This is a genomic window from Christensenella sp. KGMB01412 (assembly GCF_055522415.1).
Genome location: NZ_JBVFVW010000001.1, coordinates 622,212 through 644,898 on the forward strand (window position 1 = coordinate 622,212; position 22,687 = coordinate 644,898).

Sequence of the window (22,687 nt, forward strand, 5' to 3'; positions counted from 1 at the left end):
TGGTTATCCAACGATCATCCCATCCTTTGCATCGGCTGTTACAAGCGCAATATCCGGATTATCCCCTACCGCCAGTATCATGCCCTCAGAGAGCGTGCCGCGCAATTTGGCGGGCTTCAGGTTCGCTACGATGATAACCGTTTTACCTATCATTTCTTCCGCTGTAAAGCTTTCCCTGATGCCGGAAACAATCGTGCGCGTTTCGCCTCCGCATTTTACTGTCAGCTTCAGCAATTTATCCGAGCCTTCCAGATTCTCACAGGCCGTGACCTTTGCAGTTTTAAGCTGTACCTTTTTAAAATCGTCGATTGTTATTTGCTCTGTCTTTTCTTCACTCTTTTGGGCAGCCTGTTCCTGCGCTGCTTTCATCAACTGGTCAAGTGCGTCGAGCTCTTTTGGAATATCAATGCGCGGGAAAATCGCTTCTCCCTTGCTGACTCTGATTCCTTCACCAAGTTTTCCATAAGAACCGATGCTTTCCCAGCTGCATAACTCCCTGCGGCCACCGATCCCGAGCTGTGTCCTGATTTTGACCGCAGTTTCCGGCATCACAGCTTCAATCAGCACACTCACAAAGCGCAGCCCTTCCGCAAGGTGGTACATCACACTGCCAAGCCGTTCTTTTTGCGCCTCATCCTTTGCAAGCGCCCAGGGCATCGTCACATCAATATACTTATTAAGCATGCCGATATACTGCCATATCTCCGTCAAAGCCTCAGAGACCTTCCAGTCGTTCATCAGTGCATCCATATGTGCCGGAAGCTTTTCCGCAAAGGTAATCAGCTCTTTATCCTCAGGTTTTTTCTCTCCCATCGCCGGAATTTCACCGTCAAAATATTTTCCGATCATTGCTACTGTCCGCGACAAAAGGTTGCCAAGATCGTTTGCCAAATCCGCATTGATCCGGCTCAGCAATAACTCGTTTGAAAACATCAGGTCGCTTCCGAGCGGCGCTTCCCGCATCAGGAAATAGCGGATCGCATCAACTCCATAACGCCCGACAAGCACAACCGGATCAACGACGTTTCCACGGCTTTTACTCATTTTTCCGCCCTGCAACGTCAGCCAGCCATGGCCATATACACGCTTCGGCAATGGCAGTCCTAATGCCATCAGGATCGTCGGCCATGTGATCGTATGGAACCTGATGATTTCTTTGCCGACAAGATGCAGGTCCGCAGGCCAATAACGCCTGAATTTGCTGTCGTCATCTGATAGATATCCCAGTGCTGAAATATAGTTGGAAAGCGCGTCGATCCACACATACATCACATGGTCTTTGTCAAATGGAACAGGGATGCCCCATTTAAAGGATGAACGCGACACGCACAAATCTTCCAGACCTGGAAGCAGAAAATTATTGAGCATTTCATTTTTGCGCGATTCCGGCTGGATAAATTCAGGATGGTCTTCAATATACTGGATAAGCCTGTCGGCATATTTTGACGCACGGAAAAAGTAGCTTTCTTCTTTTACCTTATGCACCTCGCGTCCGCAGTCCGGGCACTTTCCGTCCACAAGCTGACGCTCTGTCCAGAAGGCTTCGCACGGCGTGCAATACCAGCTTTCATATTCACTTTTATAGATATCGCCCTGATCATAAAGCTTTTGAAAAATCTTTTGTACGCATTCCTCGTGCCGTTTATCTGTGGTGCGGATGAAATCATCGTTTGTGATGTCCATCAGTTTCCACAAATCTTTGATCTGCGCCACAACTCCGTCCACATACTCCTTAGGCTCCATGCCCTTTTCCATAGCAACCTTTTCAATCTTCTGTCCGTGCTCGTCCGTCCCTGTGAGAAACATTACGTCGTATCCTGTCAGGCGTTTAAATCTCGCAATGCTGTCTGCCGCAGTTGTACAGTAAGCATGCCCAATGTGAAGCTTATCACTCGGGTAGTAGATTGGTGTTGTAATATAGAATTTTTCGCTCATCTTTTCAAGGCTCCTTTTTATCTGGCATAACTTTTATTATACCGTTTTGCACCTGTTTTTTCAATAGCACGAACCGTCCCCATCAAAAAAGAAAAGACACAGCAAACGCTGCGTCTTAATGTTTTCATTTTGCCTGTCAGGCTATCCTTTGATAATAACGCCTTCCTGATAGACCGGCACCACGTCAAACATATCCTCACGCGTGCAATATTCCAAGTCATCATAGAGCTTTAGCTGCCTCAGATATTCAAAATGCGTGCTGCCCTCAAGCGCCCCTAAGATGTCGTGGTTTGCGTCATGGTACAGCTTCAATGCCACCCTGCCCATATCGTCAAGCTCAATCTCATCGTCGATTTTAAGCATCCGGTCTATAATACAGCCAATCGCCATCATATCGTCCGTCGAAAATTTCCCTTTTGTTCCTGCTCCAACCATCACAACGTCGCGCTCAAGCGAAATCGCCTTCTTTGCGACCGCTTCTGCATTGATAAACGTGCCAATCAATACATCTTCTGCCGGCGCAAGCGTTTTGATCGCAACCGTACCGTTTGTCGTTGAAAAAATAATAATCCGCTCTTCCACAATATCCTGCGTATATTCAAGCGGGGAGTTCCCCAGATCAAATCCGCTGACCTTCTTTGCTGCCATTTCACCACACAAAAGAACATTTCCTTCGGAAATCTTTTTGATGGCTGCCGCTTCATTCGCCTCTCCTGTGGGAACGATCCTGTCGCACCCGTTGGAGATTGCGGTAATAATCGTTGCCGACGCACGTAGCGCGTCTACCATGATTGCTGTCTTGTCCTGTAATTCGTTTTTTGGTAAATCGCAAAATACTGCTGAACTAATAATTTTCATATGTTACCTCTTTGTGCTTTTACTGACTCGATTCCTTATTTTACTACATCCAGAGCCAAAATTCAACCTTTGAAAATGGCTATATAACGGTTTTTTTAACAATACCTGTCTATTCCAGATTGAAATTCTTCATTCCCCGAGCTGTAGCATTATTTGATAAACCCGGTTCTTTGGGATACCAGCCTGCTCCGCCACCTGGCTCACTGCCGATTTTTTTGTCATGCCTTTTTCCAGATACAGTTTAAGCGCCGCCGCGATTTCCGCTTCGTCCATTATCTGCGTTTTCTCCTGCGGATAAAAAACGACTGCAAACTCCCCTTTCACTGCGTCCCTCCCTGCAAAGCTCTCAAACGCCTGCTTTGCCGTGCCGCGCAGGACTTCTTCATGAAGCTTCGTCAGCTCCCTGCAAATGCAGACAGGAGTATCTTCTCCGCACACAGTGCAGACATCCTCCAGCATTTTCACAATCCGGTTCGGGCTTTCATATACAACGCAGGGCATTTGCATTTGCACAATACGCTCCAATTCCTTCCTGCGCGCGTTCTGCTTCTGGCTTAAAAATCCCCAGAAAATAAAATGGGAACAATCCATTGCACACAGTGTAACTGCTGTCACTGCAGCACACGCACCAGGAATGCTTTCCACGCATATCCCCTCCTGTACGCACCGCGCCACAAGCGCAAATCCCGGATCAGAAATCACCGGTGTGCCAGCATCCGATACGAGCGCCACTTTTTTTCCATCGTGCAGAATTTCAAGCAGCTCTTCAAAACGCGATTCCCTGCTGTATTCATGAAAGCTCATGAGCTTTCCTTTGATTTCATAATGATTGAGCAGTTTTATTGTATGCCTTGTATCCTCAGCCGCAATTACATCGGCCTCACGGAGCGTTTCAAGCGCGCGCAGCGTAATATCCTTTAAATTGCCGATTGGCGTTGCTACCAAAAAAAGCTTACCCTGTTCCATTTCCGTCTCCCGTCTGCTGCCCGTCCCTGCAATAAATACGCCGGACTTCTTCCGTCTCGCTGCCGTCACGTTCGTGTACGATGAGCGGCGGAAGTATACGCAGCCCTTCCCCTCCATCCTTCATTGCTGAAAGCAGAACGCGCGCCGGCTCGCTTGTCACATAGCTGTGAATAAAGCGTACCTCCTTTGGCTGCAACCGGCATCCCTTCAGCTCTTCGAAAATCTCCGCAAGACGCGAAGCGCGGTGGATCATATAAAACCGTCCGCCGGTCTGCAATAGGCTTCCCGCAGCTGCACACAGCCCGCGCAGCGTAACTGCAACCTCAAACCGTGCAATACGGTGGGATTCGCATTCGCTCCCGACTCCCGCCGTTTTCTTTTCATACGGAGGATTTGACACCACAATATCAAACCCCGTCCCAAGAAGCTTTGCAGCACTGCAAATATCGCCGTTTATCATTTCTATATTTGCTTCAAGCCCATTGAGCTCTACGCTCCGGCACGCAAGGTCATACAATACTTTTTGCAGCTCGAGCCCTTTTACGGTGATATCCTGCCTGCGCCCGAAAAGTAAGAGCGGCAGGATTCCCATTCCCGTTCCAAGGTCCGCAACCCTGCTGTTCTTTTTCAGTTTCACAAAGTCGGCCAGCAGTACCGCATCCGTTCCAAAGCAAAACAGATCCGTATCCTGTATAATTTTAAGCCCTTTTAATTGCAGATCGTCTATCCGTTCCATATGTTCTTTATTATACCATATCCACATGACAAATAACGGTAAAAAAAAGAAACCTGCATATGCAGATTTCTTTTAAAAAACCATGTTAATTTACACTTCTTGCTGATTAACCCTCAGAAATTGCTTCTACGGGGCACGTTGATGCACAGGAACCGCAGTCGATGCACGTATCAGCGTCGATTACATACTGATCGCCGCCATCAGAAATTGCATCTACAGGGCAATCTGCAGCACAAGCACCACAAGAAATGCAAGCGTCTGAAATTTTGTATGCCATGTTCGTTCACCTCCATACTTAATACAGTTATATTCTACCATTCATTGACGAAAATGCAACCTTTTTTTAGTTATCTAACAAGGATTTTATTTCGTCGTCCACGATTATTTCTTCTTCCTTCACAGGAGCCTCTTTTTTACGGCTTTTTACCGTGATTTCCTTAAGGTCATATTCCTCGATGTCGAAGGTCCCGTCTTTTAAAGTAATCCTGACCTTTACCATCTCAGTCAATGCGTTGGTATCAATTACCTCAGCTTCCCCGTCCGGTGTTTTTACAATACTTCCATGTCTTGGAAGCCTGCGGCGCATATCGTGGTAATGCTCATGCTCATAATTCAAACAGCACATCAGCCTTCCGCACAAACCGCTGATCTTGGTTGGAGAAAGCGATAAACTTTGTTCCTTGGCCATCTTGATTGACACCGGCTGGAAATCCCCCAAAAACGCGCTGCAACAGCAAGGTCTCCCGCACGGCCCAAGGCCGCCAATCTTCTTTGCCTCGTCGCGCACGCCGATCTGCCGCAGCTCGATCCTCGTTTTGAATACGGATGCAAGGTCCTTCACCAGTTCACGGAAATCAACCCTTCCCTCCGCTGTAAAATAAAAAATAATTTTTCCGCTGTCGAACGTATACTCTACATCGATCAGCTTCATATCCATTTTATGCTTGGCGATCCGTTCCACACAAACGCCAAACGCTTCTTTTTCTTTCTTTTTGTTGGATTCCACTTTTTTGAAATCCTTCGTCTCCGCCTTGCGTATTACCTTTTTCAGCGGTTTTACGATTTGCTTATCCTCAACCTGCCGTGGAGCGAGCACAACCTCGCCGAATTCGACTCCGCGCGCTGTTTCCACAATAACCTTATCGTTTAATTGTATTGCAAGATCGCCGGGATCAAAATAGTAAATCTTTCCGATCTCCGAAAACCTCACCCCAATGATTGAATTCATAAAATAACCTCCAATATATGAAAAAGCATACTTTCCAGCGCCAACTTTGTGTTTAACCCGGCGCATTGCGCACGCTTTACCATGCACTCAAATAATTGTATCTGCGTATTGCAGAGAACATAATCCCGCAGCTTGGCGTGTTCTTTGATTTCCCGCAGTTTATCCTCGTTTACCAATCCGCTCTCTTCGCCTGTATGTTTGTAAAGCAACACATCCGCAATATACTGTAACGCCACCGTAAGACACAAATCAATTTTTGCATCATGCTTCAAAAACAACGCCAGCGTAGCGCTCGTCGCCATATTTTTTGAAGTCCAAAGCCGGTTTAAAGCAAGGATCATATCGTCCCTGATTTCAAAAAAGCCGTCCTGCAGATAGGAAACAGCCAGATGGTAGTCTCCCTTTGCCGCATTGCTCAGCACACGCGCGCGCAACGTAGGAATTTTTTGTTCCCTGCACAGCTCTTGCTCTGCCTGTTCGCGGGAAAGAGACGTCTTTAAAATTATACACCGCGAAAGTATGGTAGGCAATATATTTTTGGTGTTCTGCGCCCCCATAACAAACACAGTATTTTCCGGCGGTTCTTCAATCACCTTTAAAAGAGCGTTCTGTGCCTGAGGCGTCATTACGTCAGCCTGTGCGATCACTACCGCCTTATACCCGCCTTCATAAGGTTTTTTCGACACAAGGGATGGTATTTCCCGCACATCGTCGATTTTGATCGTGCTTTTTGCCGCTTCCACCGTCACAATATCTACATGGCTTTTGTGCAGGTATTTCAAGCAACCCGGACATTTTCCGCAGGCAGTTCCCTGATCGCAAAAAACGTGCAGTAAAAATTCATCAATCTGTCGTCTTGTCGTTTCCGGCGATACGCCTGAAATCAGGTATGCACCTGCAATATTGCCAGTTTTTACAGCGTTCTCAAAAATTTCATTCATTCCAAACGCCGCCCGCTTTTAGAATTTCAGTCATTTTTGCACGCACAATATCCTGCGTCGTATATTTGTCACCGGACGCATCGATACGAACAATCCGCTCCGGATACATCTCAGAAAGCTTTACAAAGCCGTTATAAAGCAGGATATAAAACTCTTCCTCCTGCGTTTCCAGCCGGTCGTGCACACGTTTTTTGCTCATGCGTTCAAACGCCAGATGCGGCGGGAAATCCAGGAAAAAGGTCTTATCCGGCATCATACTGCCCATTGCAAACTGGTTTATATTCATGACGGCTTCCACGCCAAGCCCGCGTCCCACGCCCTGATAGGCAAGCGACGAATCAATAAACCTGTCGCACAGAACAACTTCACCCCGCTCAACAGCGGGCGAGATCACCTGCTCAACGTGCTGCGCACGCGCCGCAGCGTAAAGAAGCGCCTCCGTCCGGTCTCCCATCTCTGTATTTTCGATATCGAGCACCAAATCCCTGATCTTCTCTGAAACTACAGTGCCTCCCGGCTCCCTTGTCAAAACGGGCGTAATCCCGTTTTCCATCAAATATTCTGATAAAAAACGCATTTGAGTGCTTTTGCCACAGCCATCCACACCCTCGAACGTAATGAATAATCCCTTCACTTCCTTTGGTCCTTTCCTCAACTGTATTTATAAACAGGCGATCTCAATCCCGCCGTCCTGCATTCCAAAAAGTCCATATCCGCTGCCCTGTAAATGCCTCAGATAATCTATCATCTGTTTCGTAATCCTCTGCCCGGGCATAATGACGGGAACTCCCGGGGGATACGCGCCCGCGCTCGCCACCGCAATGCAGCCTACGCTGTCTTCCACGGCTACAATACGTCTTTCAGCAAAAAAAGCATCCCGCATCGATCGTTCCAACTGCGTGCGGTATACCTCATTAATTTCCTCCTGCGCGAACGTATTTGCAATATGGTAGTTAGCGCCCCTGATTTGCTTCAGCGCGTCCCTGAGGTTTTCAAAATCCTCAATCCCATCTGCTATCGTGCAGATCAGCACAATATTTGAGACATCCGCTGTTTCCACGTCGATACCGCATTTGTGCAGCTCTTTTGCCGCCCCAAAACCGCTGATCCCACGATCCGTCACGTCGATTACCAGTTTTAAAATATCTCTGTCAAATGCGCCCGAGCCTTTTGGGATATCCTGTAAAACACACCGGTAGCCGCCGATCGCTTCGATACGGCGCATATTGTCCTCCACAAGGTTTACCGCCGCCCTCAAGCGGACTTCCCCCTCCTCGCGCATCATTGCAAGCGAATAATCACACGAGGCAAGCAACAAATAGGAAGGACTTGTGGTTTGAAGCATATTGAGCCTTGAACGCACGACCTCCGGCTGTATCGCTGCATTTGCCCCGATGTTAAGCACCGCGCATTGGTTCATCGCACACAGTGTTTTATGCAGGCTTGTTACCCAAATATCGCATCCTGCCTGTGCCGGCGAAACCGGCAGCAGTTCCGAGAAATCAAACGCCGCGGCATGGGCCGCATCGCAAATCACCTTCATCCCCGCCTTGTGGGCTATCGCACATATCTCATTGATATCTGCACACAGGCCATAATAATTTGGATAAGTCAGGTAAACTGCCTTTGCGTGGGGATGATTTTCCACCGCCCGCGCAATTTCCTTTGCCGTTACAACGCCCGGCACACCTGCCGCCTCCGTCTCCGGGCATACAAATACAGGCTGAACCCCCGCCATGCAAAATGCGTTTACAGCGCTCAGGTGGATATCCCGCGCAACAATCACCGTATCCTTCGGTTCGAGGACGGATAATACCGCTGCATGCACGCCACACGAGCTCCCATTCACCAGAAAATAGCTTTCCCGCGCGCCAATGTGCTTCGCGTGAAGCTCCTGTGCCTCTCTGATCACGCCCTGCGGCGCATACAGGTTATCCGCATCAGGAAGCTCTGTTATATCCAGCCGGCTTACCTCAATCGGCAAAAAACCGCCCTTGCCTTTGTGGCCCGGCATACAAAAGCGGGATTTTGAAGCCTGCGCTACACGCGTAAGCATATCCGCGACAGGCGTATTCACCTCGTACGTCCTCCCTTGCCGATTTTCTTCACCAGCTCATCCGTCGGCGAGAAAATAATTGCGATATCGCCGCAATCGACTACAAACGCATCTTTTTTCTTCTTATAGGTATACTTATACTTTTTCCGGCCCGAAAGCCCCTGCGCCATATCTTCAAAGCTTCCCGCTTTTTTGATATTGCGAAGCGGTATGGTAGACAGCGCCTTTTCGCGCCTTCCAATCCTTCTTCCGAAAAGGATTTCTCCATCCTCCACCAAATAGATATAATCCGTCAAAAAATACCTTACGAAGAAAAATGCTCCAAGCGCCACGATAATAAGCGCAAGAAACTGGATCCAGCCAATTCCCGTCCAAAAGCTCAGAAAGGACATGATGAACATCACCGCCAGAATTGCAAGTACAATCCCGACGGTAATAAAAATTCCGGCTACAGCGCCCACTTTTTTATGTGCCAGTTCTTCCCGATACATGCCTGCCCTCATTTCCTCTTTCAAGCTGCATAATTTTTAATCATCCACCTGATAATAGCAAAACTATCTTATGATATATCATATCAAAAAAACACTTTTTCCGCAAGGAGCAGAGCGTTGCCTCTCCTTTGCAAAACAGCGCCAAAAAACGCCTGCATTGCAGTGCAGGCGCTTTTTTAAGATTTCAGTTTTTTGATCGTTTCGACCGGAAGTTTTGCTTTTATTTCGATCCCTTCCGGAAGGTATTCAAGCTCTATTTCTTTTCCGTGACGGTTAACCAGAGCCAGAAGATCACCCTTGTCGTACCCGATTCTTCCCTCGTAAGACATCATCTGCGGCGCGAGCTTTTCCGCCGCCTTCGCAAGGAGCGCTTCCATCCCATAACCGCTGCGCGTTGATATATATATGGTGTCAGCTTCATCCGGCGGAACCACCGCCAGCAGGTCTGCCTTGTTCATCACTGTTATTTTAGGCTTTTCAGCAGCGCCGAGCGATTCAAGCAGCCCATCAACCACGTCCATCTGTTTCTGTGCATTTGGATTCGCCGCATCCGTTACGCACAAAAGCAGGTCTGCATGCGTGACTTCCTCAAGCGTCGAGCGAAAAGCGCTCACCAGGTCGTGCGGAAGCTTTTCAATAAACCCTACCGTGTCCGTAAAGACAGTCTCTCCCACGTCAGGAAGCATTACCTTCCTTGTCACCGGATCAAGCGTTGCAAAAAGCTTGTCCTCCGCAAGCACGCCCGCATCCGTAAGGGCATTCAGCAGGCTCGATTTTCCTGCGTTGGTATACCCAACAAGCGCAACTTCCTTTACTTCATTTTCACGCCGTGCGCTGCGGCGCAGGTCACGTTGCTGTTTTACTTTTTCAATATCCTGTGTTAGCTCAAATATCCTTCGGCGAATCCTGCGGCGGTCTACTTCGATCTTTTTTTCACCCGGGCCGCGCGTGCCGATGCCGCCGCCCAGACGCGAAAGCGCCGTTCCTTCCCCTTGCAGCCTTGGCAATGTATACTGCAACTGCGCAAGCTCTACCTGAAGCCGACCTTCCCGCGTACGCGCACGCTTTGCAAAAATATCGAGGATCAGCATTGTCCGGTCAATCACCTTCACTCCCAGCAGCTCCTCAAGATTTTTCGTTTCAAGGGGCGTCAGCTCGTCGTTAAAAATAACGGCGTCGGCATCTGCCGCCGCAAGCTGCAACGAAAGCTCCTGCGCTTTCCCCTTTCCGATATAGTATGCCCGGTCTCGCTCCCTGCTTTGCGTTACAACGCCAACTACCTCCGCATCGGCGGTTTGCGCCAGACGCCGCAGCTCTTCCATGCTCTCTTCCGGCGCGTTTAAACCTACCAGCAGCACGCGCTCTGCCTCTCCCTGCGTATCGTGCATACGGACAAGCCTGCTCACACGTTCCGTCGCAAAGGCAATTTCCTGCATCAGCGCCTGCTGCGGTATCCGCCCCGCACGAAACGGGCCTGCAATTTTTACCTGGTCAAGTGCATCCCCCAAAAAGCCGACGCACATCATCGCCGCTTTTCCGTTGCGGACAGAAATTGCCGCCATCGCATCGAACCGCGTAGAAATAAGCGTACCAATATCCACCTCTGAGAGCATCGGGCTCCCGTTTGGATGCGTATGCAACGACCGCACGCCTGAAACGCCCTCAAAGCCTCGCCGCATACGCATGTAAGGCATCTTTACGCTTTTATCGTCGCCAACCGAAACATCGAGTACTTTTCCGCCGCGCGACAGGAACACGGAAATTTCTTTTCCAAGAATATCCGTTAGCCGCGCCATTTCCTCAATCAAAGAAACGGACGCAAATTCCTGCGTCTGCATCTTATAGTCATATAATTCGTTCAGTTCTTCCTTTATAGAATCCCTGATTCCATTTAAATTTCCATGTATTTCCATACTAACAGTATATCAGATCGCCCGCTCCTTGCAAGCCGCTCAATAAAGATAAATATTCAGATGATCGCCGGAAAGCTCCGCACAGAATACCTTTGAAATATCCTCCACTCCCTTTTCACGCAGCTGTTGTTCGAGCCATTGTTCATCCTTCCCAATATTCTCCAGATTATTTTGATTAACCTGACCATCCTCAATGATCATCAGCGACAAAAGCTTTTCGCCTTTTTTCACAAGCGTCAAATGCCCGTTTGGCTCAAATTGCGCGTCGCTCAATTCGCTTATTTTATGCACATTTTGCATACGCAGCAGGGTTGAAAAATCATGCGCTGTGAGATTGATCCGCTTAAAATTATCCGTCAGCAGCTCACCATTGCGCATAATCTGGATCGGCTCCCCGTCAATCATCCTTTTTGCTTCAGCATTATGGTTTTTGATAAACCGCGTGACAAAAATCAGAAGTCCCCATATCAACAGAACGATTACAAATTGCAGTACTGTAATATCCGGATTGTAAATCACGCCGCCGATGATACCGCCAAGTACATAGTTGCCAACCTGATCCATTGCCGAAAGTGGCGCAAGCTGTCCTTTTCCCGACAGATTGATGATAATAATCAGGCAGATAAAACCAATCGTCAGCTTAATTGCAATATCAACATAAGAAAGCACCTGCCATTCCCCCCTTACTCGTTGATGATATTGATTGGATCGATTACGAGCGCGTCCAGCTTCACAGCAATAAAAGACTGCTTATCGTCCGACCAATACAAGGTATAATAATCGTTGCGCACCTTATACACGGTTTGGTCCGTAATATCCGGTGTGCTGATAAAAATCTGATCCTGAGGCACCTTCAGTTTCCCTGAAAGCGTATCAATCGAATTGATATTGCTTTGATAACGCGTCTGCTGATTTTTTGCAGTAATCGCGTCGCTCACCTTAACTCCCGCCATCAACGAAAACAATATAAAGAGTAATAGCGCAAGCTCTTTATACTGTACCGATATTTTTTTTCGTATGATCTGCACAACCAAAAAAATGGCAACGGCAAGCAATATCAGAATAAAGATCAACTCAAACTGGTTCGTTAGCTTTACATGACTCGTAAAATATTCATAACTGTAAAAATTCACATTGCTTGCCCCTGTCTCGATATTGCTGTAATATAGATACCACATTCCATTTCTTTTTAATCATGGGTACATAGAAAAAGCGCCGATATTTTACCGCCGCCTGATACCTCTTTTATTATGGCGCATCCAACAGAGTCCACTCGATCGTGGCGTTGTATTCCACATTGGGACATCCTTCCCCGCCATCAAGTGAAACCAGTATTCCCTCTTTTGCCGCCCATGTAATATCCGTCTGGCTGGAACTGCCCGTTGTCCCGCTGTAGACCTGCAGCGGCTCTTTTCCAAGCATCTTGCTGGTAGCCCCTTCTATATATACAAGCGCTCCGGGAAGTGTATATGTTTGTCCGTTACTGGTTCCAGTGAGCGGTTGTGCGATGCTTGCCTGCACGCTCCATTCGTTTCCGGCACCACGTGTATCGGATACGGACAGTGCCCATCCCGGATCCTGCCTTCCGATAAGCTGAGGTACTGCTGATATTGCCGAATCTGCAAAGGCAAGCTTTGAAGGGACATTCAAAAAGCTTAGAGTTCCCGGATTTTCAAGCACCGTTGTTTTGTGCCGCGCTTTCAGAAAATCATAGTGGCTGAGGGCAAGAACCGTTTCATCAAGTATAAGGTTTGAATCCGGCACGTCTGCAACATAATTTCCATCCGCGTTGGCATCTGCCAAAAGCTCCCTTGCCGTTCCTGCATCGCCATTATATGTAATTTTCACATTTGCGCTGCCTTCCGTCTTTCCCGTAATCTGCCTGCTGTTTTGATATACGGCATCAATATCCAGATAATAACTCCCCATCGCAATCATATAAGACGTATAGGTATTAAAGGTGGAGTTGCTGAACACATCCGTATTTGGATCATCTGCGCTTGTATTGGAAATAGAAGCGGAGGTGATAGCTGTTCCCGAGGCGGTTGCACTCATATTCATTGTAGTACTGTCATTTTTATTCCATATATAATTGGGCATATTGTCAATACTGTCCGATGCCCCTGTATTTGCCGTCCAGTTATTGATTGCATCCACGGTTGCCGTGATCGTTCCTGAAGTCGTAAATTTGATCAGGCCGCCATATGGATTGTAAAGCAGGATGCGGTTTGGATGATTGATCTGTACCTTTCCGCCCGCAGACGCAAACTTAACCAGGCCTTCCGTATTGCTGTTCGCCGCCCTTTGTACGTTAAGCGTTGCGCCGGTTCCGACCTGGAGCAAGGTGTTTAGCCTGATCGTCGGCGCATTGTTGCTGCCTGTATGAACCACATTCAGCCTGCCGTTTTCCTCGACCACAATTCCCTCTAACTTATGGCCGCTCCGTTGGAGGCCGTCGCGTGTAGTGACCGAAAACGATGCTCCCACACCCACTGTGAGCGTCGGCTTCTGGTTTGTTGTATTTCCGGCTCCCTCCACATAGATGAAGTCGTTATTGCCGCCGCTTGTCGTGTTGAGAACCGTGGCGTCCGCTCCCGGCAAAACCCTGATATACTGGTTTGTACCGTTATTGCCAGCAAACCAAAACATTGAGTTTGTACCATCCGTCTTTTTGATCGTCGTCACTCCACCGATCTCAAGCTGGGCGATCTCCCCAACTTCCTGTGGCTCGTCGCCGCCTGTTGCCATAATCGTAACGTCAGAATTCAGGAAACGCACCAATCCCCGCCGATTGAAGACGATCTGCGGCCCTTTGTATGTTACATTGTCATATGTGATCGTGGAAGGATACGCGTCCTCCGCCATAACCGGCCCGTAGTAATTTTTGCCGTTGATTACAGCGTCTTTTAGCGTTATGCTCGTACCAGCCACACGCGGCCTGATTACGTTTCCGATCCCGCCGGCAATATCGTTTATTTGATTGCGCACGCCATCCTCACTCTTTGGATGCCCGACGATTGTCACGTTTTTGCGGTTACTTCCGATCAATATGCCTCCGGCAACATAAGTAATCGTCCCATTGAGATATATTGTGTCGATTCCCGCGTATAGGGTATCGTTTTCAAGTACGGTTTTCAGGTCTGCAAAGTTATCCACCATTGCTTCGTTTGTATCCAGACCATCCGTTACGATTGAAAAAGCTTCCGCCAGAAGCTCTTCCGTTTGCTCTAACAATACTTCCTCCCCTTCTTGCGGAATTGTGGAAGCAGAGGAAGGGGGCAACGGAATCTGCGATGCCTCAGGAAGTACAGGCGTGTCATTTTCTGCCGGGGACTGCACATCATCAGGCGTCTCTTTTTCTTCTCCCGCATCTTCTTCAGGAATTTGCGTCTCCGTTCCTTCGCCGTCTTGTTCTCCCTGTACCGGCGTTTCAGCGGACGCCTCCGTCTCTGCACTATTCTCCTCTTGCTGTGCAAGGGCGTAGGTGTTTTGTCCTTGTGGTGAAGGTACTGTGAGTACAACGAGCGCTGCAATCAAAACCATGGCGGCAATATTCCATACTTTGTGCTTTTTTTTGTGGTTTGTACCCCTCACGCCCTCGCCTCCATATCAATACAGGGCAAAAGCAATTCCACTTCTGTCCTGTTTTTGTATTACTTCCTCCTGCCCATACATGTATCATTCACGGATGTCAGTGTTTCTTTCCCTTTTTTTCTTTTGACAATCAAAAGTAAAATCAATATAATTATGATCAATATGATAACTAATATGATCAGTAAAACCGCCCACCATGGGATTCCCTGTTTTTCTTCCAGTGAGTTTTGGCTGATTTCCAGCGATTGCTGCGCGGTCACCTCAAATGGCATCTCAAAGTTCCAAGTCCTGCCGTCCTGTTCCATACTGACATAGCTGATATAGTTTCCGGGAGCAATGTCCCTTCCCCAAAGTACTCCATACGGTATCACAGAATTTGGAGCCATATCGATTCGTTTCTCCGGCTCTGTTAATATGATCTTATTTTCACGCTCAGAATAGATTTTAATCCCCAGTGTGACATTCTTTGCGATTGCAGCCTCTTTGTTTCTTATGTAATGTACCACGCCTACGCGGTATTGAATCAGCTCCGGCTGCGCAATTACCGGTTCAAACTCCGGCAATACCTCGCTGTCTGTTTCCGTCAGCTTTACGCCCAGCACATAACTGTACTCATTTCTGATCGTCACACCCTGCGCTGCCTGCATTTCGTCTTTTTTTGCTTCTTCTTCGTCTTTAATCTGCGTTACAACAATGCCGCCAAGTACCACACCGTCATATTCTTCCTTTGGCATTGTGACTGATATCACCGTATGCGCCGTTTTCTCCGCAGGAACCATAACGATCTCCTCCTGCACCTTTGCAATCTCAGAAAACGGAATTTTTAATGTCTTATCTTTGATTCCCGGAGTTTTATAATCTATGATACCATTGCCATTTGTGGATGCACTGACCACAGAAATCTTTGCTTTGATTTCCTTTGCTTCTTTATTATAAATCTCCACTGTAAGATCCTGTTTTCGTTCAGGAGCCATATGCAGGTCAAAATAAGAAACCTGCGAATTGACCTGATTTTCCGGGAGAACTGCACGAACTGAAAATCCGACTCCTTCCGTCGCATCCACTGCATAGCCTGTAGCCATGGGGATCAGCATACATAAAATCAGCATGACAGCAAAAAAAGTTTTTTCGCCCTTTGTTTTCATTTTGTCTTTCTCTGCCTGCGCATCCGGATATATGCCGGATACGCGCTGCCTTTCTTTACCTGATTACGGGCTATCTTCCAGCGTCCATGTTAATGTCGCCGTGTGCTCGCCGATTTGCTGGGAAGCTACCGGTATATTGATCGACGCATTCGCCTTCTGCCATACCATATTCCAGGTTCCACGTCCGCTGTTAAGCGCAGCGGATACTACTTGCGTTGAAGCGCCGTTTGCCGCAAGCGTGATCGGTGTTGAGACAACCGGTGCTGTATCTGTGGTTCCTACGCCTGCAGGAGCACCGTTTGTAAGCGTGATCGTCGCGCTTCCAATAGGCGTTGTTCCATTTGCAACTGAAAATGCACCAAGTTGTGCCGTTACCTTCCACCCAGCCCCGCTCCCGCGCGCATCGGCAACCTGAAGCGTAGCCGTATCTGTGGTCATTCCAAAATCAACCGTTGCATTATCGATTGCATGTTGTCCAAAGTCCAACGCCGGAACAGCCTTCAATTCAAGATTGCCTGCCGTAAACTGAATGGACGCATTCGACGTATCGGTATCGGCTGTCCCCGCTGCCATCGCAACCGAGGCAAATGCCAAGACCATGATAACCGTCAATATTGTGGTCAAAACAATCTTTCTTCTCTGTTTCATATTATCATTTCCTTTCGTGGCAGATCGTTTACAGCCGAATCCCTTTCCAGTATTTCAGGAGGCATATCGTCTGACTGCTTAATTATTTATAACCTTCCTTCCCCAGTAATATATATATTTATTGCATTTACAATATTTTAATATTGGTCGATGTGCAATAAAACCAAAAAAATGTATTTCCGTCGCCGGATATTTTAGGGCAACAAAAAAGGCCGTACAAAATGCACGGCCTTTTGATTGCTTTATTTCTTAGATAGCTTCTATGATTAGTTCCTGCATTTTTACTTCATAGGGTTCAATGTATTTCAGTCCTGTTTCGCGTTCTTTTTCCCGTCCGCCAACAAAACAGTTACTCGGCTCGACACCCATCACATAATCTCCCGCATACGGATTTTTCCAGTTTGCAAAACGATCAAGCTGCTCAGGCCTGGTCCAGATGCGAATGCCTTTTTTCAGCTTCTCGTTGTAGATGCCGGCATAACCCATTCCGTCCTTTTCAGCCTTATTTTTATAATAGTATACCTCTTCCGCTCCCGAATCGGATACGTCCGGATAAATCAGACGGTTCTTAATATTCTCCTCCGGATATTCGGCATACGGGCCTGTATATTCGCCGCTCGTCTCGAACTTTACGCCCGCATCAAGAAGCGGATACCCCATATTCATATGATAAAGCACCATATATGGCTGGCGGGTTGCCGCAAGATTTTCCACTTTGTCAGTAAGATATACTTTGTTATCGCCATATTTCACACGAATCTCACGCGTCATGCAAATACTTTTTCCAAATATTTTAGCAGTACGCATTTTGCCACGAAGAATAATTTCAGGTATTTCAGCGTCCATATCCACCTCGCAGCAAAAGTCTTCCGCAGGAGCCGCGCTGATATCTCCATGCAGCCCGAGCTCTTCGCCGTCATCCACGCAGGGCTGCCCTACCTGGGTAAGCCCACACGTAGTTAGAAGCCCGCCGTTGAACGTCTTGAGCCATCCACCCATTTTGTCGTCATAATAGGCTGGCGCAGCCATCCCTGCTTTGGAAAGATAAGCACAGTTATCGCCATGGATCGAAAACCTTCCGATATCCATTGCCCTGTCCACATATACGGTAAATTCAAGTCCCGCGCCATTATTTACGTCAACAGCACGCATTCCATCCGCACGTCCTCCGACAAGACGGTACTGCCTGGCATAAAACAACTGCGAAAGGTCACCGGCATAACGATACATTTCCTTTTTTGAAAGCATACAAAAAACCTCCTGTTGATCTGTATTTCCTGTATATTTAAAAAGACACTTTTATGAATTGTTTTTCACTAATATCTTACCTCATTCTTCTGGCAAAGTATACCAAAACTTTGCTTTTTTCATGAAAATATGTATCCTTTTACTATGTGCATAAAAAATCCGCTTTTCTTTTCAGATGCGGATTTTGACAATGGTTACGTTTTGGCCGGTCCTGCTCAAAGCTCTTCGCTATTATCCAGCTTTCTCCACTTCATAACCAGCTTTACAAATTCATTTTCAGGAACCGGTTTGCTGTACAGATATCCCTGAAACTCATTGCAGCCAAGCTCCATAAGCTTTTCACGTTGCTCCGGCACCTCTACATATTCGGCCAGAACTGAAAAGTGGAGTGATTTGCTCAGGAAGAGAATAGAAGAAATAATATCGCACGAGCGTTCATTTTGCAGCATATCCCGGACGATGGAACCATCCAGTTTTACCTGGTCAAACTGGTTATTCTGCAAATACAGCAGAGACGTATGCCCCATACCAAAATCGTCAAGGGAAAGTTTATAGCCAGTCTGGCGGAGCAGTTCCATCGTCTTTTCCATCTCCGGCGTATCTGCGAGCAAAGCCTGCTCCGTCACTTCAATCCACAGGTTATGCGGATTGGCTGCATTTTTGTTTACAATCCTCTGTAGCTGTTCAAAAAAGTTTTTCTCTCTGAGTGACTCCGGAGTGATATTAAACGACAGTTCAAAATCCTTTCCCAGCTTTTCATTGAAATTGAAAAGTCCTGCACAGGCCATATCAAGCACTTCCTGCTCTAACTCTCCCAGGAATCCCGCTTCCCGTGCAAGCTCGATGATCAGCGGAGGAGCGACAAAGCCTCCGATTTCATGTTCCCAGCGGAGCAACGCTTCCGCCCCGAAGCATTCGCCCGTTCCCCTCACCTGCGGCTGATAATACAGTACCAGCTTATGGCCTTTGATTGCATGACGAAGGTCTGTCGCCAGCATTTTCGCGACTGAACCCAAATGATCGTTCCGGTTCAATAGCCCGGGCTGCTCATTTTCCTTTTCCGCTTCGCTCAGGATTTTTGTTAATTTTAAAATATCGTTCTTCATACTGACAAGCTGCTTTTTCTCATATATCCTGATAAACGGGCGGTAAATCAAAACGCCTACCACAATATTTACGATTTGCAGGAGGCTGCCCGCAACGGAGCCTGTCGCCACGAAGCCGCTCAGTATGGCTGGGGTTGTCCACTCTACCGTTTGCGTCACATAAGGTACGATTCCAAGATAGACGGCGAAATAAGAAATCACGGTAATCACAATCGGCGTTAAAACAAACGGAATGAAAAACACGGGATTGAGAACAACCGGAAGACCAAAAATTACAAATTCGTTGATGTTGAATATGGTAGGGCCGACGCCCATTTTTGCAATATCCTTTACGCTTCTCCTGCGTGAAAATAAAAAAATGGCAATTACGAGGCAGAGGATCGTTCCGCAGCCTCCCATAAATACAAATACGTCAAAAAACGTTTTGCTCAATATTTCCGTGGGTGGTAAACCAGCGGCAATGTTTGCAATATTAATATCCACATTTCCCGCAAAATATTGCTGGGAAACCTGATCCATAACATTTCCGCCGTGGATACCGAAAAACCAAAATGTGCCAAGGAAGAAAACAAATAAAATACCGGAAAGCAACCCTTTTCCAAGTCCCATAAACAGGGTAATCATTCGATCCGCCAGAAAATCAGATAAATTGTTTACTCCCAAAACGTTGATCAGGACATAGTTTACAGTGGCAAAAACGAGCAGCACGATCGCGCCGGGTAATATCATGGAAAAGGCCGTATTAAAATCATGATCGGTGCCATCGGCATAGATATGCAGCGCCAGTTTCGGTACGGATGCAAGCCTGATAAAAAGCATACTGGAAAAAATAGCCGTCAGAATTGCAATAAAAAGGCCGTTGACGCCAAAGTTAGACATGGAAAAACTATCCGTACCCGCGCCAGACATAATCATAAAACAGCACAATGCAACCACAGGAACGCCAATCCGCATAGACATTTTATTGCTGCAAATCTGCGCGTAGCTATAGCTGATTGTAATCAGAAAAACTATCGCAAGAAAATCAAATGCCGCACTGTGGACAAGGCTCAAAATCTGATGTAAAATTCCACCGCCAAAAGAAATAAGAAAGCTTTGAAAAGCCTCGATTGGCAAACTCAATAAAATAAGCGCGATGGATCCGATCATAAGAATCGGGATAGCAGTAATGAGCCCCTTGCGTATCGCGCGGGAAACCTTGCTATTTTCGATTTTATCCAACATCCCCTGAAAAACTTTTGCGACTGCGTGCAACACTTTGATACCCAACCTGTACTATCCTGTATTATATTTATTATATCATAGAAGCACGCTGCATGTGTTGTTTTTAATTTGTATTTTTGATTTTCCTGTCCTGCTCCGTACTTTGACGCACTCTTTTTGCTGTCATACACACATCCTGAAAAACAACAGCATACGCCCCGCCAAAACGGCTGAACGTATGCTGTCTATAACACCTTTTGCAGTATTTCAAAATAAACTTGCTGATTCCGCTGCCCCGTCTTTATTCCGCCTGGCGTTTTTCCCTGCCGTGCGTATATGTGGGGAGCAGCAGCGGCGATACTTTATCACTCTTGATACCCGCCTGTTCCATTTCCTTTGCGTATTTATCCACATGATCGAGCGTCAGCTTTCCAACCTTCACTGAGGAAGCCTTCGCAGCCGCATTCTGCCCTGCATTCCTGCCGAATACGATTACATCGAGCAATGAATTACCCATCAGCCGGTTCCGCCCGTGGATTCCTCCAACAGCCTCTCCCGCTACAAACAGGTTTTCAACACGGCTCATGCCGTCGACGCTGATATCGATTCCGCCGTTCTGATAATGAAGAGTCGGATAAATCAGGATCGGTACTTTTCTCATATCGATGTCATATTTCATATACATCCGCAGCATCGCAGGAAGTCTTTTTTCCAGCATTCCCTCGCCGTGGATGATATCGATCATTGGAGTATCAAGCCATACGCCATAACCTTCCGGAGTCTCCACACCCTTATGGCGTTCGTTGCATTCGCGGATAACCGAAGCCGCCGCCACATCGCGCGTTTCGAGCGGGTGCATGAAAGCCTCCCCTTCGGAGTTGATGAGCATTGCTCCCATAGAGCGCACCTTTTCCGTCACAAGCGCGCCGAATATCTGCTCCGGGAACGCAACGCCCGTAGGATGATACTGCAGGGTATCCGCATACAAAAGCGGTGCACCTGCACGATATGCAAGAATGAGTCCGTCTGCCGTAGCGCCGTAATGGTTGGAGGTCGGGAACCCCTGATAATGCAGGCGTCCTGCCCCACCGGTTGCAATGATAACTGTCTTTGCACGCGCTACCAGATATTCGCACGTTTCCATATTTTGCAGCACTGCGCCAGCAGCTTTACCATTTTCGTCCAAAATCAGCTCAATCGCCGCTGTAAAGTCAACAATCGGAATTTCACGGTTCATGACTTCGTCACGCAACACGCGCATAATCTCTGCGCCAGAATAATCTCTTGCTGCGTGCATCCTTTTGCGCGACGTACCGCCGCCATGCGTTGTGATCATCGTTCCGTCCGGCGCTTTATCAAACATCACACCAAACTCGTTGAGCCATTTTACTGCGCCGGGCCCTTCGGACACCAGCTTTTTCAAAAGCTCAGGTTTATTTGCGTAATGGCCTCCGCCCAGTGCATCCAGATAATGGATCGCCGGGGAATCGTTCGCTTTATCGGCTGCCTGTATGCCGCCCTCAGCCATCATTGTGTTGGCGTCGCCCATGCGAAGCTTCGTTACGATCATAACATTTGCCCCTGCGTTATGCGCTTCAATCGCCGCAGAAGCGCCTGCGCCGCCGCCGCCAATGATGAGTACGTCAACATCATATGCCACATTTTCAAGGTCTAGGTCAAGCCCCTTTACCCTGCTGTTGGCCTGCAAAAGCGCAGCAAGCTCAATCGGCACCTTATCGCCCTTGTTTGGGCCTATTTTGAGCGCTTCGAAGCTATCTGTTTTATAGTCTGGATGAAACTTGCTCAAAAGCGTTTCTTTTTCTTCGGCGGTCATTCTTTTGGGTTCTACGCCGATTCTGTCTGCCCTTGTCGCCTCCACCTTTTTGATGGATTCAAGCATTTCTGGTGTAAACATAATTCCCGCCTCCTTATTCTTCGATCTCTCTATGGTTATAGAGCTCTTTTAATTCTTCGATCGGTTTTCCCGCAACATCCTCGAGAAGCTTTGTAAAATCGCCGTTCTCGATATCGTGTACGCGCTGTGTCAGGTGCTTTGATTCGGGCGCGATATATTTTCCGGTCAACCGGCGTGCGAGAAGAGCGACCTGCGGATGGGAAATTTCTGCCGGGCAACGTGCCGAGCACACGCCGCACATCACGCAGTCAAAAGATTTTTCCGCGCATTTCTCATATTCGCCACGCTGTGCGTGTGCAATATACTGCATTACCTTAAGCTCCTGAGTGCAGGCCTTTGTGCAGGCGTTGCAGCCAATACAGCTGTAAATTTCAGGATAAAGCTGCATCATAATCTGCTCTGTAGGCTTGGTTTTTTCCATATCGTAAACTGGTTTGACGATTGGGAAAAACGGCAGCATCGCTACATACATATTGTCCTCTACCGTCGTCTGGCATGCAAGGCAAAACTTGAGCGTATTATCTCCCTTGATCCTGTAAATCGTCGCGCAGGCCCCACAAAATCCGTTTCGACAGCCGCAGCCGCGCACCAGCTGGTATCCCGCATATTCCATTGCCCCCATGATGGTAAGGCCTGACGGGACACTATATTTTTTTCCCATCAGAAAGACATTTACCATTTCTTCCATTTATCTGTCTCTCCTC

20 protein-coding genes are annotated in these 22,687 nt (G+C 47.6%); all 20 read right to left on the reverse strand.

The annotated features are described in order from the left end of the window. Positions 1-3: 3 nt before the first annotated feature. The 20 genes from metG to ACS5WU_RS03035 all read right to left on the reverse strand — a co-directional run bounded on the left by metG (position 4) and on the right by ACS5WU_RS03035 (position 22,671). Positions 4-1,956, reverse strand: coding sequence for a methionine--tRNA ligase (gene metG, locus ACS5WU_RS02940; RefSeq protein WP_302761347.1), 1,953 nt, complete (start codon positions 1,954-1,956; stop codon positions 4-6). Between the two features lie 120 nt (positions 1,957-2,076). After that, positions 2,077-2,793 carry a 2-phosphosulfolactate phosphatase gene (locus ACS5WU_RS02945; RefSeq protein WP_046442255.1) on the reverse strand — a complete coding sequence of 239 codons (717 nt, stop codon included), beginning with the start codon at positions 2,791-2,793 and terminating at the stop codon, positions 2,077-2,079. A gap of 129 nt (positions 2,794-2,922) precedes the next feature. Then, entirely contained in the window at positions 2,923-3,759 is an 837-nt protein-coding gene (rsmI, locus tag ACS5WU_RS02950; RefSeq protein ID WP_046442256.1) for a 16S rRNA (cytidine(1402)-2'-O)-methyltransferase, read from the reverse strand. Further along, positions 3,746-4,522 (reverse strand): tRNA1(Val) (adenine(37)-N6)-methyltransferase, encoded by a 777-nt coding sequence (locus tag ACS5WU_RS02955; protein WP_465088925.1) that lies wholly within the window; start codon positions 4,520-4,522, stop codon positions 3,746-3,748. Before ACS5WU_RS02955 ends, rsmI begins: the two co-directional genes overlap by 14 nt. A 79-nt stretch (positions 4,523-4,601) precedes the next feature. Continuing rightward, the gene (locus tag ACS5WU_RS02960) at positions 4,602-4,772 is read right to left on the reverse strand and encodes a DUF362 domain-containing protein (protein WP_046442258.1); all 171 of its coding nucleotides are present in this window, start codon (positions 4,770-4,772) and stop codon (positions 4,602-4,604) included. Positions 4,773-4,838: 66 nt separating this feature from the next. Then, positions 4,839-5,723, reverse strand: a complete 885-nt coding sequence (locus tag ACS5WU_RS02965) for a PSP1 domain-containing protein (RefSeq protein WP_059108586.1) — start codon at positions 5,721-5,723, stop codon at positions 4,839-4,841. Beyond that, positions 5,720-6,664: a DNA polymerase III subunit gene (locus tag ACS5WU_RS02970; protein ID WP_302761343.1), complete on the reverse strand. Its 945-nt coding sequence runs from the start codon at positions 6,662-6,664 to the stop codon at positions 5,720-5,722. The genes ACS5WU_RS02965 and ACS5WU_RS02970 overlap by 4 nt, the downstream gene beginning before the upstream one ends. Continuing rightward, positions 6,657-7,298, reverse strand: a complete 642-nt coding sequence (gene tmk, locus ACS5WU_RS02975) for a dTMP kinase (RefSeq protein WP_465088926.1) — start codon at positions 7,296-7,298, stop codon at positions 6,657-6,659. Before tmk ends, ACS5WU_RS02970 begins: the two co-directional genes overlap by 8 nt. A gap of 27 nt (positions 7,299-7,325) precedes the next feature. Then, a complete protein-coding gene (locus ACS5WU_RS02980) occupies positions 7,326-8,741 on the reverse strand; it encodes an aminotransferase class I/II-fold pyridoxal phosphate-dependent enzyme (protein WP_465088927.1) in 1,416 nt (471 codons plus the stop codon). Continuing rightward, positions 8,738-9,223: a hypothetical protein gene (locus ACS5WU_RS02985; RefSeq protein WP_465088928.1), complete on the reverse strand. Its 486-nt coding sequence runs from the start codon at positions 9,221-9,223 to the stop codon at positions 8,738-8,740. Before ACS5WU_RS02985 ends, ACS5WU_RS02980 begins: the two co-directional genes overlap by 4 nt. A 164-nt stretch (positions 9,224-9,387) precedes the next feature. Further along, positions 9,388-11,124, reverse strand: coding sequence for a GTPase HflX (gene hflX, locus ACS5WU_RS02990; RefSeq protein ID WP_046442264.1), 1,737 nt, complete (start codon positions 11,122-11,124; stop codon positions 9,388-9,390). A 39-nt stretch (positions 11,125-11,163) separates the two neighbouring features. Continuing rightward, positions 11,164-11,793 (reverse strand): YetF domain-containing protein, encoded by a 630-nt coding sequence (locus ACS5WU_RS02995; protein WP_046442265.1) that lies wholly within the window; start codon positions 11,791-11,793, stop codon positions 11,164-11,166. 14 nt (positions 11,794-11,807) lie between these two features. Beyond that, complete coding sequence (locus tag ACS5WU_RS03000) at positions 11,808-12,302, reverse strand: DUF3290 family protein (protein ID WP_046442266.1); 495 nt, start codon at positions 12,300-12,302, stop codon at positions 11,808-11,810. Positions 12,303-12,372: 70 nt separating this feature from the next. Next, the gene (locus ACS5WU_RS03005) at positions 12,373-14,718 is read right to left on the reverse strand and encodes a hypothetical protein (protein WP_465088929.1); all 2,346 of its coding nucleotides are present in this window, start codon (positions 14,716-14,718) and stop codon (positions 12,373-12,375) included. A gap of 59 nt (positions 14,719-14,777) precedes the next feature. Next, the gene (locus ACS5WU_RS03010) at positions 14,778-15,863 is read right to left on the reverse strand and encodes a DUF916 and DUF3324 domain-containing protein (protein ID WP_465088930.1); all 1,086 of its coding nucleotides are present in this window, start codon (positions 15,861-15,863) and stop codon (positions 14,778-14,780) included. Between the two features lie 63 nt (positions 15,864-15,926). Next, positions 15,927-16,511, reverse strand: a complete 585-nt coding sequence (locus ACS5WU_RS03015; RefSeq protein ID WP_059108592.1) for a WxL domain-containing protein — start codon at positions 16,509-16,511, stop codon at positions 15,927-15,929. A 249-nt stretch (positions 16,512-16,760) separates the two neighbouring features. After that, positions 16,761-17,759, reverse strand: coding sequence for an aldose 1-epimerase family protein (locus ACS5WU_RS03020; RefSeq protein ID WP_465088931.1), 999 nt, complete (start codon positions 17,757-17,759; stop codon positions 16,761-16,763). 215 nt (positions 17,760-17,974) lie between these two features. Next, positions 17,975-20,089, reverse strand: coding sequence for a PTS sugar transporter subunit IIC/EAL domain-containing protein (locus ACS5WU_RS03025; protein WP_465088932.1), 2,115 nt, complete (start codon positions 20,087-20,089; stop codon positions 17,975-17,977). A gap of 280 nt (positions 20,090-20,369) precedes the next feature. After that, complete coding sequence (locus ACS5WU_RS03030; protein WP_059108595.1) at positions 20,370-21,983, reverse strand: FAD-dependent oxidoreductase; 1,614 nt, start codon at positions 21,981-21,983, stop codon at positions 20,370-20,372. A 13-nt stretch (positions 21,984-21,996) separates the two neighbouring features. Continuing rightward, positions 21,997-22,671: a 4Fe-4S dicluster domain-containing protein gene (locus tag ACS5WU_RS03035; protein WP_046444940.1), complete on the reverse strand. Its 675-nt coding sequence runs from the start codon at positions 22,669-22,671 to the stop codon at positions 21,997-21,999. Positions 22,672-22,687 lie beyond the last annotated feature (16 nt).

Excerpts from the sequence above, each read along its gene's own strand:
- hflX (WP_046442264.1), bottom strand. The coding sequence starts at position 11,124 with ATGGAAATACATGGAAATTTAAATGGAATCAGGGATTCTATAAAGGAA.
- ACS5WU_RS03010 (WP_465088930.1), bottom strand. The coding sequence starts at position 15,863 with ATGAAAACAAAGGGCGAAAAAACTTTTTTTGCTGTCATGCTGATTTTA.
- ACS5WU_RS02985 (WP_465088928.1), bottom strand. The coding sequence starts at position 9,223 with ATGAGGGCAGGCATGTATCGGGAAGAACTGGCACATAAAAAAGTGGGC.
- ACS5WU_RS02970 (WP_302761343.1), bottom strand. The coding sequence starts at position 6,664 with ATGAATGAAATTTTTGAGAACGCTGTAAAAACTGGCAATATTGCAGGT.
- rsmI (WP_046442256.1), bottom strand. The coding sequence starts at position 3,759 with ATGGAACAGGGTAAGCTTTTTTTGGTAGCAACGCCAATCGGCAATTTA.
- ACS5WU_RS02960 (WP_046442258.1), bottom strand. The coding sequence starts at position 4,772 with ATGGCATACAAAATTTCAGACGCTTGCATTTCTTGTGGTGCTTGTGCT.
- ACS5WU_RS03000 (WP_046442266.1), bottom strand. The coding sequence starts at position 12,302 with ATGTGGTATCTATATTACAGCAATATCGAGACAGGGGCAAGCAATGTG.
- ACS5WU_RS03020 (WP_465088931.1), bottom strand. The coding sequence starts at position 17,759 with ATGCTTTCAAAAAAGGAAATGTATCGTTATGCCGGTGACCTTTCGCAG.
- ACS5WU_RS02955 (WP_465088925.1), bottom strand. The coding sequence starts at position 4,522 with ATGTGGATATGGTATAATAAAGAACATATGGAACGGATAGACGATCTG.
- ACS5WU_RS02965 (WP_059108586.1), bottom strand. The coding sequence starts at position 5,723 with ATGAATTCAATCATTGGGGTGAGGTTTTCGGAGATCGGAAAGATTTAC.
- ACS5WU_RS03030 (WP_059108595.1), bottom strand. The coding sequence starts at position 21,983 with ATGTTTACACCAGAAATGCTTGAATCCATCAAAAAGGTGGAGGCGACA.
- ACS5WU_RS03035 (WP_046444940.1), bottom strand. The coding sequence starts at position 22,671 with ATGGAAGAAATGGTAAATGTCTTTCTGATGGGAAAAAAATATAGTGTC.
- ACS5WU_RS03015 (WP_059108592.1), bottom strand. The coding sequence starts at position 16,511 with ATGAAACAGAGAAGAAAGATTGTTTTGACCACAATATTGACGGTTATC.
- ACS5WU_RS03025 (WP_465088932.1), bottom strand. The coding sequence starts at position 20,089 with ATGTTGGATAAAATCGAAAATAGCAAGGTTTCCCGCGCGATACGCAAG.
- ACS5WU_RS02945 (WP_046442255.1), bottom strand. The coding sequence starts at position 2,793 with ATGAAAATTATTAGTTCAGCAGTATTTTGCGATTTACCAAAAAACGAA.